A 22691-nucleotide genomic window follows, 5' to 3' on the forward strand; every position below is an offset into this window, starting at 1 on the left:
TCCCCCGCAACTACCGGGAAATCGCCATAGACTTATCAGTATTCAAAATCGGAAGCTCAGACCGGGTCAACGTATTCTTCACCTCAAAAGAATGCTTCCCCAACTTCCACAACCCCACACCCGTAGGGAACGAAGAAATTTTCTTCCACTCCTGATGCGTAATACCGAACTCCTGCATCAACAGCTGTTTCTGTTCATCTTCCTGCCGGTAGAAAATACGAATTTCAGAGTCCCCCAAAAGCGACAGCGCCGCAGCACGCGCCTGAGAACCAACGTCCCCGGCAACATCAAGGTCAGTAATCTTATGCAAAATCAGGATATTAAAAATCCCGTAATGACGAGCCAACTTATACTGGCGCACCATCCGGTTAATAGAACCAATATCCTCCAACATCTCCAGACCTTCTTCATAAATCACCAGACGCTTACCAAAATCATTAGAGGTAATCGCAGCTTCAGCCCACCCCTGGATACAGGCATGAGCAATTTTGGCAGCTACCGGTGAAAGCGTCACCAACGCAGACGTGTTGAAGGAAACAATAGGGGCGGTCACATCAAACTTAATCGTGGATTCCCCATCAAAAAGACCAGCAAGCTCACTCGATGAACTGCCCTCACCAGCAACCTCACTCGAGACCATCAAAGAGAACGTATCGTGCATAGAAGCAACAGCCTCCTCACGGCTCTTCAAATGCGCATCAAACCCCTGAGTACGCATACCATGGAGCACCTGCACCACATCAGGGATGACCGGAACCCGCCCCTGCTCCTGGGCAGTTCTCACCGCCTTATCAAGAGCTGTACCCAGCACAAGCCGCTCAGCCTCCGTCAACTCCTTCTTCTTGATAATCTCCGCAATAGAGGTCAACAAGGTTGAACGCTGAGTACGCACCATATCCTGCCACTTCTCCTCAGTCATCGGATTACCATCAGGGTCAACAGAAGGACGGTTCCCCTCATCAAGCGGATTCATCCGGTTATCGTAGCCCGCGCCGATACCGATACTTTTACCATCAAGATACTTCGTGACAATCTCCCACTCATTCTTTCGGTCACTCATCACCACCGCTTTACGACCCAGCAGAACCTGACGGCAGACAAAACTTTTAATCAGCGATGATTTACCAACGCCCAGAGCCCCAAAGAGAGCCAGATTCATCCCCTTAATAACCCCTTGAGCGTAGAGCTCCCAAGGGTCAAAGAAGAACCCACCAGCACCTGAAAGATCCTGCCCAATACACACCCCAGGCACCCCAAAGGATGAAGAGGCAGTAAAAGGATAGGTGGCAGCCCCGGTGAAAGAGGTCATACGCCTTTTCTTACCGCTAAGCTTCAAAGAGCCCCGCAGATTATGCTTGCGCGCTGCTCCCTTCTTCTCATACCGTCGCCCCGGCAAGAAGTGCGAACGCTTATACTTCACTTCTCGCTCAAAAGCACCTTGAAGCTGCTTGGCCACCTGTTTTTTCGCCTGAGTCAGCTCACGACTCTGCCCAGGAAGCTCCAGAGAAAGAATGCCTAACTCTTGCGGGGCCTCACGCTCTTGAACAATACTTTTCTTCTCTGTGCTCTCCATACTCTCCTACCCTTTCCTAGTCCAGCCCCAAACCAATCAGAGAGCTGGCCGCCAACAGGCCCGCAAACTGCTGATTCCAACAGGGGTAAATCACTAGCCCCGCCTTAGTTGCAGCGCTTCGTATATCCCTATCTTTCATCTTCAGCTCTTCCTTCGATGAAGCTGTAATAGAGATAAAACCGCGCACCAGCATCTCAGTAGAACCAGCCGTCAGCTCAGCCTCTCGCTGTTCCAAGTCATCAAGTTCAGTCCTATCAGCAGTCGAAATACGGAAGCCTGCCTTTTCTTTAGCTGCTAAAGATGTCTCCTTATCCTGGATCTGCCAGGACACCTTACGCAAAGAATTAGCACCAGCGCCGCTCTGGTACACCAGAGATACCGCATGAACAAAGTCCAAATCCCGCGTCACCTTAGACATGAAACCTGGATTCACTTCCTTTTGCGGCCATTCCTCTATCACGTAAGCCTTATGCCACAGGTCATTGACGTGAATAGAATCCCAATAGGCATGAGCGCCCACCACAGGCTCCTGTTGGTGAGAGGTTAAGGCCTTATAGATTGCGTCTCGCCTCTCTAGAGCACCTAACCACCCCAGAGTTTTCACGTTACTATCGGTAAAATCTCGTTCGACACTATCGCAGATACTATCGACCGCTGAGAGTAACCCGGCCATGTTACTCCCATGCTCTTTGATACGTTGGCGCATTGCTTCAACATTCAGTACCACGGTGTAGTACTGAGAATGGAAGGCCATCAGGTTATTAGCAAGGTAGGTCTCGTAGCTTGCTCTGGCAACCGGGTTAGTGTCCTGAGCCTGGTTCAGTTCCCGCTGCTGGCGGAAGTATTCTAGAGTTTCTTCCTGCCCTTCAAGAGAGGTAATGTCTGTGGGGATAATGGCTAGCACCTCATGAACAGGTAAGGTCAAATCTAGCAAGTTGCCGTAGTCAGTAATGATTTGTCCCTTAACTCGCTCCCCTTGAAGTTCGAAACTACGGTTGTTACTTACAGCCATGGTCACTGATACCCGGCGTTTAAGCGGGTCATATAAAACCCCCCCGACCAGCAGGAGACTGATAAAGCTGAAATTCGTTTGCTTGACCTGGCAAGGTGAGCTTAATCGGGTCAGGAGTTTTACCAGGAGGAACCTCTCCCCATTCCATAGCTTCCAATAATGCCCGTTCATCAGCAGCCCGCACCTTCTGCAAAGCCAGCGCATCGGCTTCATCATCAGCCCGTCCGCTACCTCGTTTGTATTGATTCTGCCCGTTAGCCTTAGCCTGCGCGAAAGAAATGAGCACCGGAATCCAAGCAAAGAGTGTCCTACCCTTGATTTTTACCCATCCGAAGATACCACCAAGGGTTAACCAAAAGAACCCGATAATAAAATTTAAGGGAAAGGGCACGAAAATAAGGTTCAGCATAGCTAAGAAAGCACAAACAATCACCGCTATCAAGGGGATAACAGTCAGCCCAAGAATCAGCCCACTTTTTTCTTGGCGGGGCAGTCGCACCTTAGCTAGTTCAACATTTTCATCGTCCATGAGTCTTTATCTCCTTACCTAGTTTTTACATCGAGTTCACGATTGAATATTTTTAAGTACTTCTTGTGAATAAAACGTCTCAAAATGAATAGGGCTAAGCTCTGGAATCAAGAGGTCAATGCCTGTTGAGTAGTACGTGGGAGCTTTTTCGCACTCATGACAATCAGCATGTTTGAGGACATTAGCGTTGACCCAGAAAACAACGTATGGCATATTTTCAGCACTACAGAGGATATAAATATCATCATGATGTGTGTTGATTTGTTTGTATCCTTCGCCTGTCTCCGGCCTAGGGATGAACGTTATAACTGGTGAACCTGTGATGCTATCGGTCTGGACATGAACGTAATCTGGTGCTGTGGGCTTCAGGCTAGTATCTACGAACTGCCGATATGTTCTGTGCTCTGCCCTGCCCCAAAAGCTTGAATAGTTAAAAATATGACGTTCGTGTTCATTCATGGGTGGGAGTATGAGACAGACGTTATTATAAATCTCATCATAGTCTTGAAGTATAGAGTTATCGCCATAGTAGGGTTGGTAGCCGTGTTTTAGTCGAATTTCAGCCAGTAACTTATCGTATCGTTTAGCTTTAGGAGAATTGAAGGCCTTTTTGTCGTGCTCTTCAAGCTCAAAATAGTCTTCCAGGGATGTATCATTGACAGTTCGCATAATGACGCTCTTCCATAGTGAATGTACCTTTGTGATTGTGTAATAGCCCAAGCTATTTACGACGTAGACGCGATAAACGGTGCATACCACCACGAACAAAACGCGCACCACTTGCACCAGCACCAGACCACACCTGATCCTGGGAACCAACCGAGTCCACCGGCCCGAAAGAAATCAACTTAATCAGCATAAACGGCATGGCAATAGAAATAAGAATCCCAGCTAAACCGGCGATAAACTGCTGACTTGAATCCGAGTGATTGAACACCGTTGAAGATAAAACAATGATGGCAGCAGCAAAAGGCTTCGCCAGGAAAAGCCCTAAAAGCAAACTGGCCCACTTACCAAACCAGCCCTTAGTGAAGTCACTGCTAAGCGCTGAAATAGCCCACCCAGCAAAGGAAGCAAGAATAACAATCCCCAAGGAACGCATCGACATAACAATCGAAAGAATCATCGATAATACCCAGATAATTCCGGCTAACAGGAGGGGAATAAGTTTCACCAGAATAGAAAAATCTCCTACAGCTCCCACATGCTGCCATGCAGCATACGACTCATTAACGCCAACGAACTCTCCATTGACCATTTGCACACCGAAAATCTTCATAAAAGCGTTAGCGTTTTCGGTGGAACCAGCGAAGAGAATATAGGCTGTTACCTCATCAATAACAGCTGAGATTAACTGGATAAGGATAACTGAGATATAGGTTAGTGGTATCCCGAAGATGGCACCTAAAATACCTCGCAGCACCCCTACCCCAGAGCCTCGTATCGCGCTGATAGCGATTTGAATGCTGGCCATAATGCTATTGAAGATAACAACGATGGGCAACCAGGTAGCCAGCAACCCTAGACTTGAGGACGAGCCAACCACGCCAGCCCACCATGACTCTGTGATGTTGGATGATTCAAAAGCGCCGGTGAGGCTATCGTTAGCTGATACGAAGATCTCACCAATGAGTTCATCCCAGTCATCTGATGAGCCAAGAATCAAATCGAAAAAAGACATATCTATCCTCTTGCTGGCTACCGAGCTGGCAGTTAGTTAATGGAGAAAGTACCGGTGACGAAGGCGACGATACCGGCAATCGAGGCAAGGATGACAATACCGACCAGCGTCCAGATCATCCCTGCCACGCCAGCATCTTGCATACCTCCACGCCCGCCGAGCTTACCGAAGATAAAGAGCACAGCTGAGACAATGAAAGCAATAACGCCAAGGATAAAGGTGACGGCCAAGATGACACCGGCGATATTGTTCAGCGGGTCAGTAAAAGGATTAGCCCAGTTCGGTGTAATAGAAGGGCGGTATTCATCGGCGTGAGCAGCTACTGGCACCATCTGGGTAGCTAGCACTAAGGCGAAGATGGCTGGGAAGAGCTGAGACCGGGTAGATGTTTTCATGAAAATATAGTCCTCACATAAGTGTAGAAAATGTACTAGATCTAGTAACCGTGGTGAAAGAACGTCTAAGATACAACCGCGAGAGCATAGTACGGTAAGGAGTTATTCAGTCCATTCCTGGACAGGGCCACCGCATTTTTCTTCTGAGTAATCTACCGGGATGGCATAGAAAGCAAACTCCTGCGGACCTAGGAACAGGTCATTTCTCATATAGATAAGCTTCACTTTTGTGCAAGAGTCCATCTCACCGGAGTCTGTTTTCTTGTACATCAGTTCTTTGAACTTAGTGGTGGGAGGACCTTGGTCTCGGTCTTCTTCAATAATCAACCTCATAGCCCGGTTTTCACTACCAACTATCCCAAGGCCCTTAGTGCCCTGTTCGTAAGCTGCAACCGCTGATTCAGCCTGACTGATGGGAGGCTTGGGAAAGAGGGTAGAGCCAAAGTGAACCAGACCCGGAATAGAAGCGATGGCTACGACAGCCCATACCGGAACGAGCACCTTCCAGGGGTTTAAGTTACCGAGTTTGCCGCCCTTGTGAGCCATGAACAAAACGAGGGTGAGCATGAAACCAATAACGCAGAGAATCAGCCCGATGGCCATGAAGGTTCCGCCCAATGCGTTAGTTTGGGTCAGTAGGGGTTCGTACCCTACGTTTTCTTCTTCCATGATGATGTGCTTCCTTGGGTTGTATCTCAGAGGTTCTTTCATCACTGCCCTCAAGGATTCCATAAGGGCGGTTACGTATCTTCTTAGAAGCTAGGGGCTAGTTGGTAAGTCAGTGGGCAAATTTTTTTGAGAAATTTCCTGATTTGTTCTTCACCCTTCCACCCCCAATAGGCTATTATGGCACATATACCATTATAAGGTTTTAGGAGTAAACCACATGGAAGCCTTCTTCAGTATCATCACCCTCGTCTTCTTCTTCCTTCTCGTTCCCAAAATGGCCAATCTCATCCGCATAATTATCGGGTACTTCTTCAGTTTCCTGCTGGTAGCATTCACCATCATCGGTATTACCTTCTTCATCGCAATGCCCAAATAAGCCACTCCCCTCCCCCATGCGAAAAGGGCCTTGGCTGCCTCCTCCAAGACAGCCAACGCCCTTTCTCTTTTCGCTTGGTCAACTGTCTCATTTGAGACAGTTGACCAAGTCCCTAAAAAGTAGGGGTGAAAGACCCCAACTCATACGAATCCATCATCCAACCACCAGCACCATCAGGAACTAACCTCATATTCCACACAGCACTACCGCCGGTGACAGTAGAATTATCATCACGGCTTTCCCAAATCCATTGAACATACATAGCCGTCACGTACTCCTGCTCCTCTTCCGAGTCCTCCAACCCATGAGCATGGTCATGAGCAATAGCATCTGAGCCAATGGACTTCACAATCGGGTTGGTATACCCCCGCAAGGGCTCAAAGGTTAAAAATTGGCTAGCAAGAGCATTCTTACCGGTATCAACCAAGTACCCCTGCATGGACTCGCTCATCAACGAGCTAGCCCGTTTCATCGCATCAGTCGTTGAGTCATCAAGCGTGGTATCAAAACAGAAAGAAATCTCCATGATGCGGTAGGCCACTTCCTCAGGATTAGACCTATCCGTCTCAATAGGCCCATCACAATGCCCATCAGCTACTGTTTTCCCCAACCGCGTTGTCCCCAGGTCAGCTGCACTACTTGTGTGAGAAACCGGGGCAGGTGATGATGGGGCAGAAGCAGAAACTTCCTCCCCCGTCACCGCCTGCTCCCTAGCATTATGAGATAATCCCCAAAACGTGATACTCACTAGCCCCAGCAGCAGAACCAGCCCCGAGGCAATACCTACCCAAATCCACTTATCTTTACTCTGTCTCATCCCTATCCGCTCCTTACTCTTGCCGAAGAAACCCTTAACCTAGCGGTACTTTCTACAGGCCAGGCATAGCACCTTTCTCAATCAAAATAGGCTCAGGGTTTAGATTGCCGCCGTGGTTATCAGCGCCACTACGGGCACTAAACCAGTTGAAGTTCCTGTAATCGAACCCAGGGGCATACATCTCAAAATGCAGGTGGGTAGCAAACTTATTTTTCACACCACCACCTGTTCCACCCTCGATACCGATCACAGTGCCTTTTTCTACCTCAGTACCAACAGAGACATTCACCTCATGCAAGTGGCAGAAGGAAAAACCGAATTCCGGCCCATCATCCGCTGCCGTAGCAAAAAGACAACCATCAGTATCGAAGTAGTCAGTAATCATCATCTTGGTCGGAGCGATAATCTGACCCCCTGGCCGCATGCCTGCACCAGGAGTCGCAAGGTCTATACCCCAGTGGAAATATCCATTTTGTGCATCTACCGGCAAGTTCCGTGGCTGGTAGGAAGAGGTTTTTACACACCCAGGGCAGGGATTTGTCCATTCTCCCGGGCCTAAGTCTCCATCCCAGACCTTACTTCCCACCTGTGAGCAGTCCTTGGAATAGACCATCTGGGAGGCCCCCATAATCTTCTCTACATAGTTCACAGTTTCAACAAAAGGTGGGATACCGCCGAATTCAAGGACATTTCCCGGTCCTGCGTTGTAAGCAGCTAAGGTCAACTCGATAAGCTTAGCCGCATCCCCACCAGCAAGGTGTTCCACCTGTCCTTTGAGCTGACTCATGTACCGCCCCAGTGCTCTAATTCCAGCGTGAGGGTCAAAGGGGTCTTCTCCCGGGGCTATAGACTCCCAGGTTGCTGGCATAAATTGAGCGATACCCCGAGCACCTGCCGGCGAAACGGCCTGAGCGTTCCAGTTCGATTCAGCCTGAATCTGCGCCGCAATAGTTTGAGCCGGAACACCAGATTCTTCGGCAGCAGCATCAATATCACCGCGGTATTCTTCTGGAACATTAACCGTCGCCGAAGAGTCATTCTCGACCGACACTGTACTGATACAAGTTGTGCTACTAGAGTTTTCGGCCCTCTGCGCGCGATCCCAGTGGAAGTAAGCAGCAATATTGACCACCACGAAGAAAGCCAGGATAGGGATCCATAGAGCTGCAACCAGGGAGAAAAATCCGGCCAGTAGCTTCAAGAAAATCTTCGTCAAGACAGCATTTACCGCCCCTTTAGCCAGATTTTTAGCTGTATTTTCCACCGGGCGCGCTCTCTACGATAAGGGGCTGATATCTCCCGACAGCCTCATCAGCAGATATACCAAGAGCAGCAGTGCCAGCGTCGACCGCTAGAAACCCGGTGAGCAAGAGAACGAGGATACAGAGTAAAGCGATGCAGAGAATCCCGGCAAGAGCCACCAGGGTCAGACGCAGGGAAGCCCCACTCTTTCCCGCTTCAGCCCATTCAGCAGCTCGCCCCAGCAGGCTCTCTTCTTTGACCTCACGCTCTAGCCCCTCTTGCAGCCCAATAGCTCCTTGCCGTAGCCGTTCAGCTAGTGAAGGTGTCTTGGCTTCTTCGAGGTAGATAAGATCCTCGTCATCTTGTATCAGGTAGGTCGCTGGTTTTTTCTTAAAGAGTCCCATACTCCTTACTTGGCAGAAGCCTCTTTCATAGTAAGTCAGCACGTACTTTCAACCGTCTCACCTGAGACAGTTGCGGATACCCCACACCCCTAAACAGAACACTACAAAACTGTTAAGCACAATAACAAAACAGTATAAAACTGTTCCACATAGAACAGTTCAGTTCGGCAATATCACTATTGTGTTCAATATTGAACAATATAGAACAGCTGCACAACACAACCACACAGAACAGTTCTGCACTATTGTGTTCTGTTCTGTTAAGTGCTATAGTGAAAACCATGATTATCCTTATCGCTCATCACAAGGGTGGGGTAGGTAAATCCACTCTTGCCATCAACCTTGCATCCAACTTCCAGCACCTAAAGAAAAAAGTTCAAATTCTTGAGGCAGACTCTTCTATTCACACTACCTCCCGCTGGGCCGACGACCGAGAAGACAGCGGACTAGAACCCATCATCACCATCCGCAAAGAAGGCAGGCTAAGTGCCACCCTCAAAGACCTGGACACCCACAACGACATCGTTATCGTTGATACAGCCGGTAAAGATTCCCCAGAATCACGCTCAGCCATGATCAGCGCCGATATACTTATCGTTCCCACCGGCACTTCCCAGGCAGATTTGGACGCAACCCTAGATTTAGCTACCACTATCGAAACTGCACGGGATTACAACGAAGACCTCAAGGCCCTACTTGCCCTCACCAGAGCCTCCACTCATGCCTTGAGTAACGAAGTAGAAGAAGCACGAGACTATCTCAAGGACTTCCCGGCAGAAGCAACCCTAGCTGACGTCGTTATACATCACCGCAAGGCCTATCAGAGCACCCTTAGTGAAGGACGCTCTGTTATAGAAGGAAACGACGCCAAGGCCAAAGCCGAGATTCAGATTCTCACCCAAGAAGTACTAGCCCTAACAGAAGGAGCCTAAAAGAATCATGGTTCGCAAACGAATAACCCGCAGCGCCGAAGACTTCATCGAAGCCGCTGAAAAGCCCGTAACCCTGCACGCAGAAGGCACAGACACCACCTCCCCACATACAACAGAGTCAGCTGAAACCAAGGAACGCGTCAAAGCGCGCGCTAAGGCCAGCATCAAGCGCGGCATTTACACGATCCAGGCCACCGAAAGCCAGAAAGCCCTGCTGGATTATGCAGCTGAAGAACTCGACATTTCCAAGGCCAAACTTCTAGAGCGCTATCTCTTTACCGCCCTGGAGGAAGAGTTCGGCTCTTCAGTTCCTATCACCAACACAAAATAAAACAGAATAGAACTGTATAGAACAGTTGTGTTTAGATATGCAACTGTTCTATACAGTTCATAACACAATACAACAGGGGATGATTCACAAGCCCCAAACCTACGCTCACATTGACTACGGAGATCTTCAAGAACGAACTAAATTCTTCCGGCCCGAGATGCGCTCTTTCCACCCAAGCCATGCGAGGGGTTAAGATTGCTCTCAAAGCCGCGTTAGGCATGTGAGCCCCCTCTAGTTAGCTGCCAACCAGTACACAGAACAAGATGAGTGGGAAGACAGCTAATAAAGCTGCCTTCCCACTCATCTTGCAAAAGGGAACACGATCCATTTATTGCTCAATTTGCTCCAGAAAAGCAGACAAACACCCAGCCTCAGCCCCAGGCTGAACACCTAACTCTCGCAAGCGAAGATATACTCTCTCATGGTTCTGCTCCACTGAGTCTAGCTCACCATCTCTATACATCTTCATCAGATACCCATAAACATCAGAATACTTATCCCCATAAATAAAATTCTGAGAACAAAACTTTATAAAAGGCAACCTAGGACTATCCTGGTATTGAACCGTCAAAACAAGGAAACGATAAGCTTCTCGAAGCTCCTGAAGCTCCTTCTCAAGAATCTCTACCCGGGATTCTTCCATAGCTTAGAGCACCGTCCAAGATAGAATGCTCGCCACACTTTCAGCAATTACCTCTGCGCTTCCATAATCTACACCAGCTGAAGATAGCATGTTAAATAGCTTCTCACGGATAGCACGTTCAGGCAGATCGGCATAATACAGGATTTCATCCAGGGCATCAGCAACTCCGCCAGCATTCTTCCTCAAGGAATCTTTTGCTTTTGGGTCTAGCCCCGGAATATTCTTGATAGCATCATCAATATTTCCCGAGCGTAGATAGTCCCGAATTTTTTGGACGACAAACTTTCCGGCTTTAATTTTGAACTGCGGTTCAGCCTCACGCCCCTCTGGGTAGAACTGAGCTTCCAAACTTGAGACAGTACTCGCTACAGGAGCAGATGCTACCAACAGCATCTCTTCATCAGCAGCCGCAGTAGCGGGCCCAGCAAGGAATAGAGATCCTACAAGCATTCCGCAGGAAACTACGGCTGCAAAGAGTTTCTTACATTTCATGATTCAAAACCTCATTGTTCTTGATGATGCTACCGACGCAGAGTTGATGGCCTTGCCAGCCTGTAGCAACTGAGACTAACACCACATGTACACTATTTTCAAATAAATCTTGCAGTGGTGTCACTGTCCCAAGAGATGTACCGCGTCATGCTGCATCAGGAGTAAGAATCTACGAGGCTTATTCATAAGGGGGTTCCGCAGGCTCACGCTTGCCGCCGCCCCTCTCGCTTGGTTCGCTTCGTTCACTAGGCGATTCACACTAGCCGCCGAGCCAGAAGCTTCGCTGTGAGTCTGCTCAACCTACCCTAATGAATAAGCCTCTACATCCCGTTAGAAGATAGCTTCGAAAGCCACCTTCCTCTACTTTTTATGTATTCTTATGTATCCCCACGTCAGAGCCTACCCCACAGGCACCAAACCAACCCGCAAATTATCCGTATACGGGAAAAGAAAACTATTTCCCTCCCCAGAATCCCCCACGAACGCCCCCGAACACGTCAGCAACCACACCACCTCATCCGTCCCATACCGCGCCCACACCTCAGGCGTCACCTCAGCAGAACCCCACAAGCCAGGATTAGTCTCAGTCTCTCCCTGCTTAATCGTGTCAATCACTATCACTTGGTACTCGCGCGTCACCCCGTCACTATCGGCGATATATACATGCGCGCAAGGGTCGATATAGTGCAACAACCCCCACCCCGAAAGCCGGTCATCAGGCCAATCAAGGTTCACATGCCCCGCCAACACACTCGCCTTACCCACCGTCCCCAACGGCGCCGACAACACCGAGAGCACACCACCAGGAGCAGAGGGAATACCAGCAGAAAACAACCCCTCCGCGAAATACCCTGTAGCCACACCACCAGCCCCATCAGAAAGAGACGGCACCACCCACGAACCAGGGGCAGGGACCACCTCACCGAGGGCCTCACCGGTACACTGGGCAGGTGTTGGGGTTAGGTTCGCCACCTGCGGAGTAGAAAACCCGGCCGTCGGGTCAGTATTCTCAGCCATAAACCCATACACAGGCTCATAATACTCCTGGCCGTCCTGCTCGAAGACCTCACCCGACGCGCCCGGGTGGCGCAGCTGATACGGGGCATAGACCTGCCCATCCCTAATAACCCAGCCTGAGAAAAATCTACCGGCCAGTACAGCACCGACGACCAGCACTAGGGCAGCCAGCAGCGCAGCCAGTACCGTCCTCAACGGCCGCTTTCGCTCTGAAACCATACTCAAAACCTGCCTCTACGCTGTCTCTACCGCTACGAAACCCATACGCCACGCCCCTCACGCCAACTAATCACCGCACCAGAGGAATACCGCACCCGCACCACACCATCAGCACCCCGAGCCTCATCAGTCACCGGAAAACCAAAGCGTGAAACGCCACCAGCAGCAAGATACCTCTGATGAATAGCACCGCGCTGATTCACCACCCGCGCCCCCGTACCCTCAGACCACAAAACAATCGCCCTGCCCCCAGATACCGGATGATAAAACTCCTGTGCAGCCCCATGAGCATAGGCATATTCGTCCGTAGCCGGATACCCTAAAGAACCCAGCTCCCACCGCTCGCGCTCATACCGGTTCCCAATAGCAGTGCCCCACTTAATCGCATGAGCCCCAGTACGCTCATGCCAGTAAATAGCCCACTTCTTCGAGAAGTTCTGCACAGCCCCACCGGCCACCGAAGCAAACTCATTTTGAGTTGGATACCCAAACCTCTCGACTCCACCGGCAGAGCGATAGTATCCCCCGATAGCACCAAAAAGCGAGAAACCTCCCGCCGCGAGGTTCTCAGCACGTAACCAGGTAGCAAACCGCTGCCCCAGCGCCTTATGCCCGTTATCTGTCAGGTGAACAGCATCAGCCAACAAATGAGTCACCCCAAAATCGCTCACCCAATACCGGCACGGCACCACAGGAACCCCAACAGAAGCACCAGCAGAAGCCAACGCAGCTGACAATTCAGCCCGGTTACCCTGCTCCTGGATTCGACGGCCCAAAACCTCAGACAACACGATACGAGCCCCAGGGTAAAGCTGCCGCAAAACAGCGATGATCTCCAGGTAATACCGGGCAACCTGCCAATAGCCCAGACCAACCCACAAATCATTACCAGAACCACCCAGATAAATCAACCCAGGCGAACCCACCGGCAGCGCAAAAGCGTTCCCTACAACACCCTGATGGAAGGACGGGAAAAACCACTGAGCAGCTACCGCGCCCACCGCCCCATAAGCATAATGCACAGGGCTATAGCCGGCCGCCCGCAGCCCCTGGCTAATCCACGACGGATCTTCCCCCTGCTTCACGCCCACTACCGTACCGCCCAGATTAGCCTGAGAATCAGCAATCACCAGCGCATCCATCGGGCCTAGTACCATGTCAGTACGCCTCAGATAATTCTGAGCCCCGGTACGGCTGTACGAGCCATGACTAAAAACCTTGGTCCCGGTAGCCGCATTCCAATAGGCTAGCCCACCAGAGAATACCTGATAGGCAGCCACCGAACTCAAGGACTGCTCAGTACTTTGAGGAAAACCGATACCCCGCTTATTAGACGCCCAGGTGCTGCCAATACTGCCGTTCAAATAGACCGGAACCACTCCCAGGGTGTTCTCCCATTCTAAAGAGAACCGAGCCCCGGTAACCGGGTGATAAGTATTCAGAGACCATCCGTTAACCCCACGCCCGTTCGAATACACATTCGAAACAGGGTAACCCCATTTCTCTACCCCACCGTGAGCATGGAAGAAATCAAAAATTCCGCCGTAACGCACCCACCAGGTGCCAGTCGCTGGATGCCAGTAAGCACGGCCACCGGCAAAGACCTGATAAGCCCCGCCATAAGCCGAAGCGCTCTCAGCAGCCACCGGAGCACCTAGCTCCAAGCGCATCTGCGCATTAGACCGATAAGTAGCCCCAATAGCGCCAATGAGCAGATGCTCAGAAGAATAGGCCGGATTTGTGCCAACTGCTAGGAAGCCTGTTGCTAAAGCTCCAGTGAGAACAGCCCGACGTGAGAGTACAGGGAGTTGAGCGGCGGTCATGGTAGTGGGTGTACTCATAGTATGGATTTACCCCTTTATGCGTCACTGTCAAAGAAAATAAGGAAAATATCACCGAAAAGGTGACAAGACTCATTCAATGCTGTTGTCTATGCAATTGCAAGGTTATCGTAAGTGTTAAGCCAATGATGAGGCGGTATCTAGAGTTCTCTCTATCTACCGCCTCATCATTGATATGCAGATGGACGTACAGGAAATACAAAAGGTTCAGCTACCTTTGTTCCCCTGTGTTCTCAACAAGAGGGAGTTAGCTGTTCTTCTTGCGGGCCCCGTGAACCAGGGCCCACGCACCGATAGCTGCCAGCCCTGCAAGCAGTACACCACCAGCAGCAACCAGACCGCCCACCGGGAGACCAGCCACACTAGCTTCACCACCGGTCCGAGCGCCTTCACCCTTAATCACCGGGGTATTCTTACCAGCTTCAGGAGTAACAGGGGTGACAGGAGCCTCAGGAATTTCCAGGCTTACCTTATCGCGCTGATCGGTATCAGCCTCAAGACCATCGTTCTCCTGAATGTTATCCGGGTCTCCTGCCTTATCAAATTCGTTCTCAAAGGAAGCAGTGTTATCTAGCACCTTAGCGCCAGGGACGACATCAAATTCCAGAACCATGCTTACTACATCGCCGGTAGCTACCTGCTCAAAGACCAGGGCAGTGCTCTCAGCAGTGTACTGACCAGAAGTACCGTTCTGAACATCAACAATCGTGGGGTTACCCAGACCCTTGAACACGTCATCAGAGAGCTTAGCCCCCAGAGCCGTCCCCTGACCTACGTTAGTGCCGCTAATACGAGCAGAGACCTTTCCATCAGAGGCATCAGCATCTACCCATTCCTTATCGACCTTCAAATCAGAATCATAAGTGTGAGTGATAACGGTGGTGGGACCGTTAGGATCATCAGGAGTAACGGTGTCAGAGTCAGCGATAATTTCCTGGCCATTGACGAACTCAGTGACGGTATTGACGATTTCACCAGTTCCGATGCGCTTAGCCTGCATAAAGACCTCAAAGCCAGCGGTCTTACCCTTATTCTCATCCAGGTTAATGAGTTCTAGCAGCTCATCGTTAGCAGAGAACGTGGTCTTACCAGCGGCCTCATCCCAGTCCTGGGTGATGTAGGCAGTAATATCGGCCCCAGCCTTGATAACAGTCTTACCGGACTCATCGACCAGATCAAAACGGGCCTGAGCCAGGTAGTTACCCCGGTACTCATCCTTGGTCTCATCGTAATCATCAACTAGGGTCCAGGAGTCAATATTCTTGACCCGATCCGACGGCAGATCAGATGAAGTGAGCTTGTAGTTAAAGACCTGCCCCAGAGCCAAAGTTCCGCCGTCGACAGACGCACCACCCACCTCAATCGAGACATCCTTAGAGGGCTGAATCTTCTTCATGGGGTTAGCAACGGTTTGAGTCTGGGCCTCTACACCGTTCGTAACCTGCCAGGCGGTGTTCTTGATTTCGCCGTCCACGTTAGCAGTCACAGTGTAAGGCAGGATATGGATGTACTTGTAGCCCATGGGCAGTACAACCTTCTTAGCCTCACCCTCACCGCTGGTCTTCATGAAGCCGGTATAACCCTCAGCCCCGCCGTTGGTAAAGCCCTCAACAGTACCGATGGTGAAGTCGTAGGAGTCGGTTACCTCTACAGCGCCAGCAGCCTTGATAGCCGCAGCAGTTGCCTCAGGAGTAGACGTGTCGGTATCGGCAGGAACCTGATAGACCTTCACAGCAGAGAGGTCAATCTCACCTGCAGACTCGTCGTAATCGTCCTTCATACCGGACTGGGAGATGTTCTCAGAAGAATTGACCAGATCAGTAGTGTCCTCAACCAGGGTGTAGTTGATGACATCGCCAACCATCAGGGTCTTACCATCCAGGTTGGCACCATTGACGGGGGAAGTCTCAACCTTAGAGGGAGTAATGACTGGAACATAGTTGGTGACAACCTTGGTGACGATCTTATCCTGGTTGGTCAGCTGGGTGGCCTGGTTAGAGAATGAACCGGGCTTTGCATCCCACTTGACCATACCGTACAGGATAATGCTGTAGTCCTTACCGACCAGCTCACCGGGGTTCTTGGCCAAAACGGTGATAACGCCATCCTTATCCTCATAAGTGAACTTATCAGCGTCTACATCCTTGCCCTCAGAATCCTTAACGGTGAACTTACCGTTAGGCTGCCACTTGGTCTCATCGTAGTCATCAACCATACCCAGAACGGTGACATCGCCAATGGTATTGGTCAGATCAGCTGCTGAGAGGGTCAGCTCGTAGCTCAGTTCAGCGCCGAGCAGTACCTTAGTGCCGTCTACCTCAACCCCAACGGAGTTCACCACAGTCTTATCAGGGTTCAGCTTTGGCTCGTGGTAAGTCTTGATGTCGGTGAACTGGATTTCATCGTTTGTGATAGAGAAACCAGCGTCCTGCAAGGTATCAGCTACCCCGTCAAAGAGGGAAGTCTGGTTCACATGCAGAGTATAGGTGTGATTCAGTTTTAGTGAAGCGGGGTCTTTTGCGGTAGCAAGGATCTGCACACCAGCCTTGCCACCAAGAGTGCCGTCTTCCTGGGTGATAGTGAAATCTGCGGTGACGTTATTTCCCTCAGCATCAGTGACAGCCACCTTAGACATATCCACAGAAACAGGTAGACGTCCGTCTTCGGTCTTGTAGATGTGATCACCAATGACGAAAGAGCTAGGAACTTCGTAGCCGGTTGCGTAGGAGACGGTCTGGGTAGTGGTTTCACCGGCCAGAACCTTCTTACCCTCACCATCAGCGACCTTATCGACGACCGGGATAGGTGCTGAAAGCTCGGTGAGCTGGTAGCTACCTACAGGAGCCTGAACCACAGCAGGCGCAGGAGCAGGAGTATCAAACTGCTCATAGTCAGGCTCAGCAGGAGGGGTAGGCTTCGGGTTATTAGCCGGTGAACAGTCAGCGATGGCAGCGCGCCACAAATCACCAGTAAGCCCGTCCATAGTCTCAGCAGAGAAGTAATCCTTACCCAGTTCAGGACTCTCAGCACCCGAGAGCTTGCCAATAGCATCTAGAGCTAGCTGCAAGGTGCCCGGTTCACGCTGATCAAGCTGAATGATGGAGAGATAATCCTCAGCAGAGCGGACAAAGACCGGGGCAATTTTAATGCCCTTATCGAGGATTTCATGGGCATAGCGCAAAGCCTCATCAGCTGCCGGCTGCCAGTAGCCGTACACGCCGGGATCTTCCCACTCGCCGCTATCTGACAGGGTCTTATTGGGGGCACCATCAGAGGAGAAAATGACATTAGTGTAGTTACGGCCCGACTCGTTAATGCCCTTGAGCACGTCACGCAGGCCGGCTTCCCAGTTGGTGCCGGCAGAGAACCACGAGGTATCTGCGTTAGCGTTGCGACGCTCGTTAGTGATGCCATCGAGAACGGCGTTAGCTGCTGCTAGGCCCTCAGGGGTAGAGATATTAAAGTTCTGGGTCGCCAGGTCAGGAGTCCAAGGATTATCACCGGGGGCACCGATACCACCAATATTGCCGTACATGTACAAATCAACGGTAGTGCCCGGTAGCTTAGACATCTTCTGCAAGAAGGCTCGCTGGGCTGCAACCTGAGTCGCCAAATCTCCTGCCGAGAAAGACCAGGTCACGTCAATGACCACGGCCAGATTCTGCGGGCGGCACTGGGCTAGGAATTCTTCGGTGTCAACGTCCCCGTTATTTTCCAAGGCTTCAATGAGCTTCTGGTAAGCAGCAGCCTTAGCCTCATAAGCGGCTAGGTCTTCCTGGTACTTAGCGACCTTAGCCTCGTACTCGTCCTTGAGCGTAGCGTTGCGGGCATCAGTATCTGCCTTAGCCTGCTCCCAGGCTACTAGGGCAGCAGCATGGTCAGCTTCAGCTTGCTTCTTAGCTTCGGCGTATTCGGTGATGAGCTGCTTGAGAGCCTCTGCCTGACCCTGATGGTCGGCGGTGATGGCAGCTAGTGCGCCGGTGACCTCGGAGGTAGAGCCAACGGTGAGCTTCTTGATAGCTTCTTCGTTAACGGTAATACCGGCTGCGCGGGCTTCTTCGACAGCTGCCAGGAGGGCGGTGTTATCGACCGGGACAGTGCGGGTAGTGGTTTGGGCGTCGGTGGCTGAGATGACTGTACCGAAGGAGCCAGTATCGACCGCGTTTGACGCGGGCATGGAGGCAAAAATGGAGGATGCAACCAGGCCGGTTGCAACCAGGGCGCCGGTTTTAGTGGTCATGGCCTTCAGGTGTGAGCGTGCAGGTGACACGAGAGGTGTCCTTTCTCCAATGGGTGCGTGAATCGAGCGATTCTCTCGTTCTCAAAAGTATTGCTATCCCCCATCAGGGAAAGGAGTGCGTGCTCAGACGGTAACTCCCTTACAAGCACATGCGAGCGTGCCCTGCCTGCCACCACTACTGCGGTGCAGAATAGCTTAAAAAGCGTTCTTACAGCAGCAGGCAGGGGTCTTATTCGCCACTCACATATACCTTTTAGGGAAATACACACACCCTGATTCCTGCCGGAAGGGGGAGGTTGATTGAGCTACCGTGTGTAGCCACAACCAACATAACCAAGTATATGCACTTTTTTATATAAGTACAGTTTTACGAAATATTTTCTGGAACAACGAGACACCCGCCACCTAAGAAACGGCTATAGGTCTTCTACAGCATCACCCAGCACCCGCACCAAAGACCGATCCTGACGCTCCAACTCACCCAGCAAAACCTCACTATCCACGTGAGCCAAAGAACGCCTCTTATCCACTACTCCAATATCCTCCAACCCTAGATATCCACAGGCCACCAACCCAACATGAGGCTTAACCCCCAAAGACCGAGAGACCTCAACAATCGTGTCAAACTGCAACTCATTAGCAACAATCATCCGAGAATACTGATTCTTCGGAATGCCCACCTGCCGAGCAACATCCTTACGCTGAACACTACTGGCAACCACATCATGCCACCGGTCACAAGCATCAGAAGCCACCCCAAGAGCATACCCCCGTGCGTAATCCACCACACCAGACCGCACCAGAAGCTCCGTGACAATATCAACCAAAGGCACACACACATACCAGGGGGATGCATCCGTAGCCTCAACCGGCCACATAGCCTCATACCCCTTGAAACGAGCAAGCTCTTGTAACTTATTACGCCCGAACCCCTCAGCTATCTTCAAAATATTCTGAGGCTTCACCCGGTTCTCTTTACGCTGCAAGGCAAGGGTCGATAAAGCTATCTGCCCCTTCTCCGCTGCCAGCTTGACCGTCCAATCCAGCTCCAGACCATCTAGCCAGGCGTCGAAGTCTGCACCTGAAATCGTCATATCACCGATCTCCTTCTCCACGATTACTACCCACACTAGTGTAGCTACCTCCCAGCAGCGATAAACTTAAACCCGCACCTCACTCCCTAGACAGATAAAGAGCAAGCGAGCATGAAGCCTTTCACCAAATGGGTCGGTGGCAAAAGACAGCTACTACCAGCCCTCCTAGCAGAGACCCCAGACAGCTACACGAAATATTTTGAACCCTTCGTCGGGGGGGGGGGCACTCTTCCTTGAACTAGCACCAGCATCAGCAGCTATCAACGACAGCAACACCGAACTCATCCTGGCCTACCAAAGCATCAAAGACGATATAGAAGGCCTCATCACAGAACTCAAGCACCACGCAGCCAGTAACTCTAAAGAGCACTACCTCACCCTGCGAGCAGCCGATAGAACCGGCACCCTAGAGCACATGAGCAGCACTCAACGAGCAGCCAGACTTATCTACATGCTCAGGGTCAACTTCAACGGCCTCTACCGCGTCAACTCTAAAAACCAATTCAACGTCCCCTACGGAAAATACGTCAACCCCACCATCCTTGATGAAGAGAATCTCCGGCGTATCAGCACCTACCTGAACACCAATGACGTCACTATCGTCAACGGCGACTTCCAAGAAGCTGTGCACACAGCAAAGGCGAATGATTTTATCTACTTCGACCCACCCTACATCCCCCTATCAGTGACAGAGAGTTTCACCAGCTATACCTCCGCTGGCTTCGGGCTTGATGAGCAGCTACGCCTAAGAGACGTTTTCATCGATCTGAGTGAACGAGGTGTGAAGGTTCTTCTGTCTAATTCCTCAGCCGATTTGGTCTATGACCTCTACGCACCGTATGCCACCTCGATTAGAGAAGTTGAGGCTACGCGCTTGGTAAATTCCAAGGCCTCACGACGAGGACCTGTCAAAGAAGTACTCATCAAGAACTATGGGAAATAGTATGAGCCAGGCAAAATATTCAGTCTTTGACTACCTCAGCCTCACTCCTGATGAAAGATATAACTATTTTCTCAAGACTCGCTCAGAGATAAGTCATGTAGCTTCCTACTGGTTTAATTTTGAGAACGTCAAGAAGAATGTAGCGAAATATGACAGCCCTGACCTTCATTCTTTGACCTATCTTATCGGGAAGACTGATGATGATGTTGATGTTTTCTTCAGAAGCAGACCTGAGACTCTATTGTTAGTTCCCTACCTTCTGGGGATTCGAAATACTGCATTCAAAGAGCCAACAGAGAATCGGATTCTTGGAGTTAGTGACTCATCAGGTAGCTATGACCTCAATTTTCAAGCGATTGAGACAGGAAATATTGAGCAGTATCTTCGCTTTGTGCGCGATAGTGGGTTGAGCTGGTTGCTGACCTCTGGGGTAAAGAAGTCCTCGTATGACTATGCTGTGGGCGTTGAAGCTGGAATGGATTCTAACGGCAGGAAAAATCGCAGCGGTAACGCAGGTGAGGGTTATCTTACCTCCGTACTTAAAGGAATCAGTATGCGGACTGGCTATGAGCAGCGGGGCCAAACAAGAGCTGAGGATATTAAAAAGCTGTATGGCATTACCTTAGAGGATTCTTTAGCGAAGAAACGTTTTGACGGTATTTTGTATAACAAGCAGAGGCGGCAGTTATATCTCTTTGAGGTGAATAATTTTAATTCGTCAGGTTCTAAGGTGAAGTCTATGGGGGTGGAGTTCGCCCGACTGGGCTCTGATATCCATAAAACTAATCACGAGTTTATTTATATTACCGATGGCAGGGGATGGGATAAACAGAAGGAAGATTTGAGAAGCGCGATTAAGAATATTAATAAGGTGTTTAATTATTCGATGGTTGAGGGCGGTTATTTGAGGGATCTCATTGGGTAGCGTAAGCCAAAAAGTATAAGGGTAAAAAGATGAACAAGCCTACCCCTCCCCACGCAGAAAGAGGAGTAAGCCAGCTGCACCAACAAGCACGGGAACTGGTAAAGTCACCGGTAAATCTTCGAGCGGTGTCCAACCTCAAGCGCCAAAATCACTAGCTGCTTCTGATTCAGGTCAAGAATCACACGATAATTTCCGACGCGGTACCGCCAGAGCCCAGAATACTGCGCAGTTAACGCTTTGCAGTGTTCTTTGGGGTTTGATGAGTCTCTAAGCTTGAAGAGTTCCTTAGTAATTCGCCGAGCAACCAGCTTGTCAAGTTTGAACAGTTGTTTTTCCGCATGAGGGGTGAAATCTAGTTCCCATTTCATAGACCGAGGTCTTTCGCTATGTCATCAAGTGAGCGAGTAGGTAGGCGACCGGCGCGGGCTAGTTCTGCATCCCGCTTCAGCAGGTAGGCGTGTTCGATAGCATCAAGTCCGGTTTCAAGGGCGTCTGTGATGTAGTAGGACAGCGGGCGACCGGTTGCAGCGGCCAGGGTGTCCAGGCGTTCTTTGAGCTGTGGGGTCACTCGTACAGTGAGGATTTTTTTGGGCGCTTGGATGGTAGTCATACTTTCAGTGTATGCGGTCGCATACCCTCGTACAAGGGTTCCGTTTCAAACTTCTGCACAAGAGAGAAAAGCCTTCTTACCTCCACAAATACTTCTTCTCATCTAGAAGAGTATTGCGGGGGCTGACGCCCCCCCCACACACACCCGCGCAAGCGCCGCGCTTGACCGGCTGCCGCACAAAACCCCACCCTCTTTGACGCGCAGAGCGCGACAGAGGGCGGGAGGGTTTGCTTACCCTGGAAGCCTGTGGGCCAGTACGAGGGGGTAAGGGGGCAGGCTACTTAAGACTCAGAAGCACAAGCAAGGCGGCCTGTGCTCACCTAGGGACGGGCGAGGATGGTGGAGGTTAGCAGGGAACAGACTTAGGACAATAGCGAAGTGGTGGCCGTGGTCAAAAGTCCGCGCATGGTGGAAAAGGTGAAAGTACGTAAGACTGGGCTACCGCAACCACCAGCAGCGCAGCCGAAGCCACAACCAGCAGCGGCCGCCCCTGTGGTTGAGGCCGTGCGGGAAGTACCGCAGCCGACCGAATCGGCAGCAGCCCCGGAACCGGCCCCGCAGGTCAAGCAGAAACCGGCGAACCCCTGGGAGCACCTGTTAGAGGGTGAGCCGGTGCAAGAGGCAAAGCCAGAAAGTGCGAATCTTCCTTTTGAAGATGAAGAGGATGACGCTATGAACATGCCTATCAAGTAGCATGAATTTCTTG

At 50.8% G+C, this 22691-nt stretch carries 25 protein-coding genes; 6 read left to right on the forward strand and 19 right to left on the reverse strand.

Annotated elements, in window-relative coordinates:
• Positions 1–10 precede the first annotated feature (10 nt).
• From E4U03_RS07545 to E4U03_RS07595, 11 genes are all read right to left on the reverse strand, one after another.
• Positions 11–1573: a conjugal transfer protein TraC gene (locus E4U03_RS07545; RefSeq protein ID WP_135012943.1), complete on the reverse strand. Its 1563-nt coding sequence runs from the start codon at positions 1571–1573 to the stop codon at positions 11–13.
• A 16-nt stretch (positions 1574–1589) separates the two neighbouring features.
• Positions 1590–2585 (reverse strand): SCO6880 family protein, encoded by a 996-nt coding sequence (locus tag E4U03_RS07550; protein WP_135012944.1) that lies wholly within the window; start codon positions 2583–2585, stop codon positions 1590–1592.
• A 28-nt stretch (positions 2586–2613) separates the two neighbouring features.
• Positions 2614–3114 (reverse strand): hypothetical protein, encoded by a 501-nt coding sequence (locus E4U03_RS07555; protein WP_135012945.1) that lies wholly within the window; start codon positions 3112–3114, stop codon positions 2614–2616.
• 36 nt (positions 3115–3150) lie between these two features.
• Positions 3151–3783 (reverse strand): hypothetical protein, encoded by a 633-nt coding sequence (locus E4U03_RS07560; protein ID WP_135012946.1) that lies wholly within the window; start codon positions 3781–3783, stop codon positions 3151–3153.
• A gap of 52 nt (positions 3784–3835) precedes the next feature.
• Positions 3836–4795, reverse strand: coding sequence for a hypothetical protein (locus tag E4U03_RS07565; RefSeq protein ID WP_135012947.1), 960 nt, complete (start codon positions 4793–4795; stop codon positions 3836–3838).
• 32 nt (positions 4796–4827) lie between these two features.
• Positions 4828–5190 (reverse strand): hypothetical protein, encoded by a 363-nt coding sequence (locus tag E4U03_RS07570; RefSeq protein ID WP_135012948.1) that lies wholly within the window; start codon positions 5188–5190, stop codon positions 4828–4830.
• A gap of 102 nt (positions 5191–5292) precedes the next feature.
• Positions 5293–5859 carry a hypothetical protein gene (locus E4U03_RS07575; protein ID WP_135012949.1) on the reverse strand — a complete coding sequence of 189 codons (567 nt, stop codon included), beginning with the start codon at positions 5857–5859 and terminating at the stop codon, positions 5293–5295.
• A gap of 192 nt (positions 5860–6051) precedes the next feature.
• On the reverse strand, positions 6052–6291 hold the full coding sequence (locus E4U03_RS07580) for a hypothetical protein (RefSeq protein WP_135012950.1): 240 nt from the start codon (positions 6289–6291) through the stop codon (positions 6052–6054).
• Between the two features lie 56 nt (positions 6292–6347).
• Positions 6348–7052 (reverse strand): hypothetical protein, encoded by a 705-nt coding sequence (locus tag E4U03_RS07585; RefSeq protein WP_135012951.1) that lies wholly within the window; start codon positions 7050–7052, stop codon positions 6348–6350.
• A 52-nt stretch (positions 7053–7104) separates the two neighbouring features.
• The gene (locus E4U03_RS07590) at positions 7105–8316 is read right to left on the reverse strand and encodes a transglycosylase SLT domain-containing protein (RefSeq protein ID WP_135012952.1); all 1212 of its coding nucleotides are present in this window, start codon (positions 8314–8316) and stop codon (positions 7105–7107) included.
• The gene (locus tag E4U03_RS07595; protein WP_135012953.1) at positions 8300–8698 is read right to left on the reverse strand and encodes a hypothetical protein; all 399 of its coding nucleotides are present in this window, start codon (positions 8696–8698) and stop codon (positions 8300–8302) included. Before E4U03_RS07595 ends, E4U03_RS07590 begins: the two co-directional genes overlap by 17 nt.
• A 281-nt stretch (positions 8699–8979) precedes the next feature.
• On the opposite strand from E4U03_RS07595, the gene E4U03_RS07600 reads away from it, so the two are divergent.
• On the forward strand, positions 8980–9630 hold the full coding sequence (locus E4U03_RS07600) for a ParA family protein (protein ID WP_135012954.1): 651 nt from the start codon (positions 8980–8982) through the stop codon (positions 9628–9630).
• A 7-nt stretch (positions 9631–9637) separates the two neighbouring features.
• Positions 9638–9961 (forward strand): hypothetical protein, encoded by a 324-nt coding sequence (locus E4U03_RS07605; protein ID WP_135012955.1) that lies wholly within the window; start codon positions 9638–9640, stop codon positions 9959–9961.
• Between the two features lie 328 nt (positions 9962–10289).
• Here the strand turns inward: E4U03_RS07605 and E4U03_RS07610 are convergent, their stop codons facing one another.
• From E4U03_RS07610 to E4U03_RS07635, 6 genes are all read right to left on the reverse strand, one after another.
• Complete coding sequence (locus E4U03_RS07610; RefSeq protein WP_135012956.1) at positions 10290–10604, reverse strand: hypothetical protein; 315 nt, start codon at positions 10602–10604, stop codon at positions 10290–10292.
• A gap of 3 nt (positions 10605–10607) precedes the next feature.
• Complete coding sequence (locus E4U03_RS07615) at positions 10608–11096, reverse strand: hypothetical protein (protein ID WP_135012957.1); 489 nt, start codon at positions 11094–11096, stop codon at positions 10608–10610.
• A gap of 399 nt (positions 11097–11495) precedes the next feature.
• Entirely contained in the window at positions 11496–12332 is an 837-nt protein-coding gene (locus E4U03_RS07620) for a hypothetical protein (RefSeq protein WP_135012958.1), read from the reverse strand.
• A 32-nt stretch (positions 12333–12364) separates the two neighbouring features.
• Complete coding sequence (locus E4U03_RS07625; protein WP_167752360.1) at positions 12365–13978, reverse strand: GDSL-type esterase/lipase family protein; 1614 nt, start codon at positions 13976–13978, stop codon at positions 12365–12367.
• Positions 13979–14420: 442 nt separating this feature from the next.
• The gene (locus E4U03_RS07630) at positions 14421–18443 is read right to left on the reverse strand and encodes an LPXTG cell wall anchor domain-containing protein (RefSeq protein ID WP_135012960.1); all 4023 of its coding nucleotides are present in this window, start codon (positions 18441–18443) and stop codon (positions 14421–14423) included.
• A 386-nt stretch (positions 18444–18829) separates the two neighbouring features.
• A complete protein-coding gene (locus tag E4U03_RS07635) occupies positions 18830–19507 on the reverse strand; it encodes a hypothetical protein (protein ID WP_135012961.1) in 678 nt (225 codons plus the stop codon).
• A gap of 111 nt (positions 19508–19618) precedes the next feature.
• Between E4U03_RS07635 and E4U03_RS13765 the strand changes: the two genes are divergently transcribed.
• Genes E4U03_RS13765 through E4U03_RS07645 form a run of 3 tightly spaced genes read left to right on the forward strand, consistent with a single transcriptional unit; the run spans position 19619 to position 21375 of the window.
• Positions 19619–19744: a DNA adenine methylase gene (locus tag E4U03_RS13765; protein ID WP_209304139.1), complete on the forward strand. Its 126-nt coding sequence runs from the start codon at positions 19619–19621 to the stop codon at positions 19742–19744.
• A complete protein-coding gene (locus E4U03_RS07640) occupies positions 19707–20450 on the forward strand; it encodes a DNA adenine methylase (RefSeq protein WP_209304140.1) in 744 nt (247 codons plus the stop codon). Before E4U03_RS13765 ends, E4U03_RS07640 begins: the two co-directional genes overlap by 38 nt.
• Position 20451: 1 nt before the next feature.
• On the forward strand, positions 20452–21375 hold the full coding sequence (locus E4U03_RS07645; protein ID WP_209304141.1) for a DpnII family type II restriction endonuclease: 924 nt from the start codon (positions 20452–20454) through the stop codon (positions 21373–21375).
• A 104-nt stretch (positions 21376–21479) separates the two neighbouring features.
• Here E4U03_RS07645 and E4U03_RS13770 read toward each other — a convergent pair whose 3' ends face one another.
• Both E4U03_RS13770 and relB read right to left on the reverse strand, forming a co-directional pair.
• A complete protein-coding gene (locus E4U03_RS13770; protein ID WP_135012963.1) occupies positions 21480–21743 on the reverse strand; it encodes a type II toxin-antitoxin system RelE family toxin in 264 nt (87 codons plus the stop codon).
• Positions 21740–21985, reverse strand: coding sequence for a type II toxin-antitoxin system RelB family antitoxin (gene relB / locus E4U03_RS07655; RefSeq protein WP_135012964.1), 246 nt, complete (start codon positions 21983–21985; stop codon positions 21740–21742). The genes E4U03_RS13770 and relB overlap by 4 nt, the downstream gene beginning before the upstream one ends.
• A 417-nt stretch (positions 21986–22402) precedes the next feature.
• Here relB and E4U03_RS07660 point away from each other — a divergent pair, with 417 nt between their 5' ends.
• Positions 22403–22678 carry a hypothetical protein gene (locus E4U03_RS07660; protein WP_135012965.1) on the forward strand — a complete coding sequence of 92 codons (276 nt, stop codon included), beginning with the start codon at positions 22403–22405 and terminating at the stop codon, positions 22676–22678.
• Positions 22679–22691 lie beyond the last annotated feature (13 nt).

The sequence above is a fragment of the Rothia nasimurium genome (assembly GCF_004569295.1).
Classification (GTDB): domain Bacteria; phylum Actinomycetota; class Actinomycetes; order Actinomycetales; family Micrococcaceae; genus Rothia; species Rothia nasimurium_B.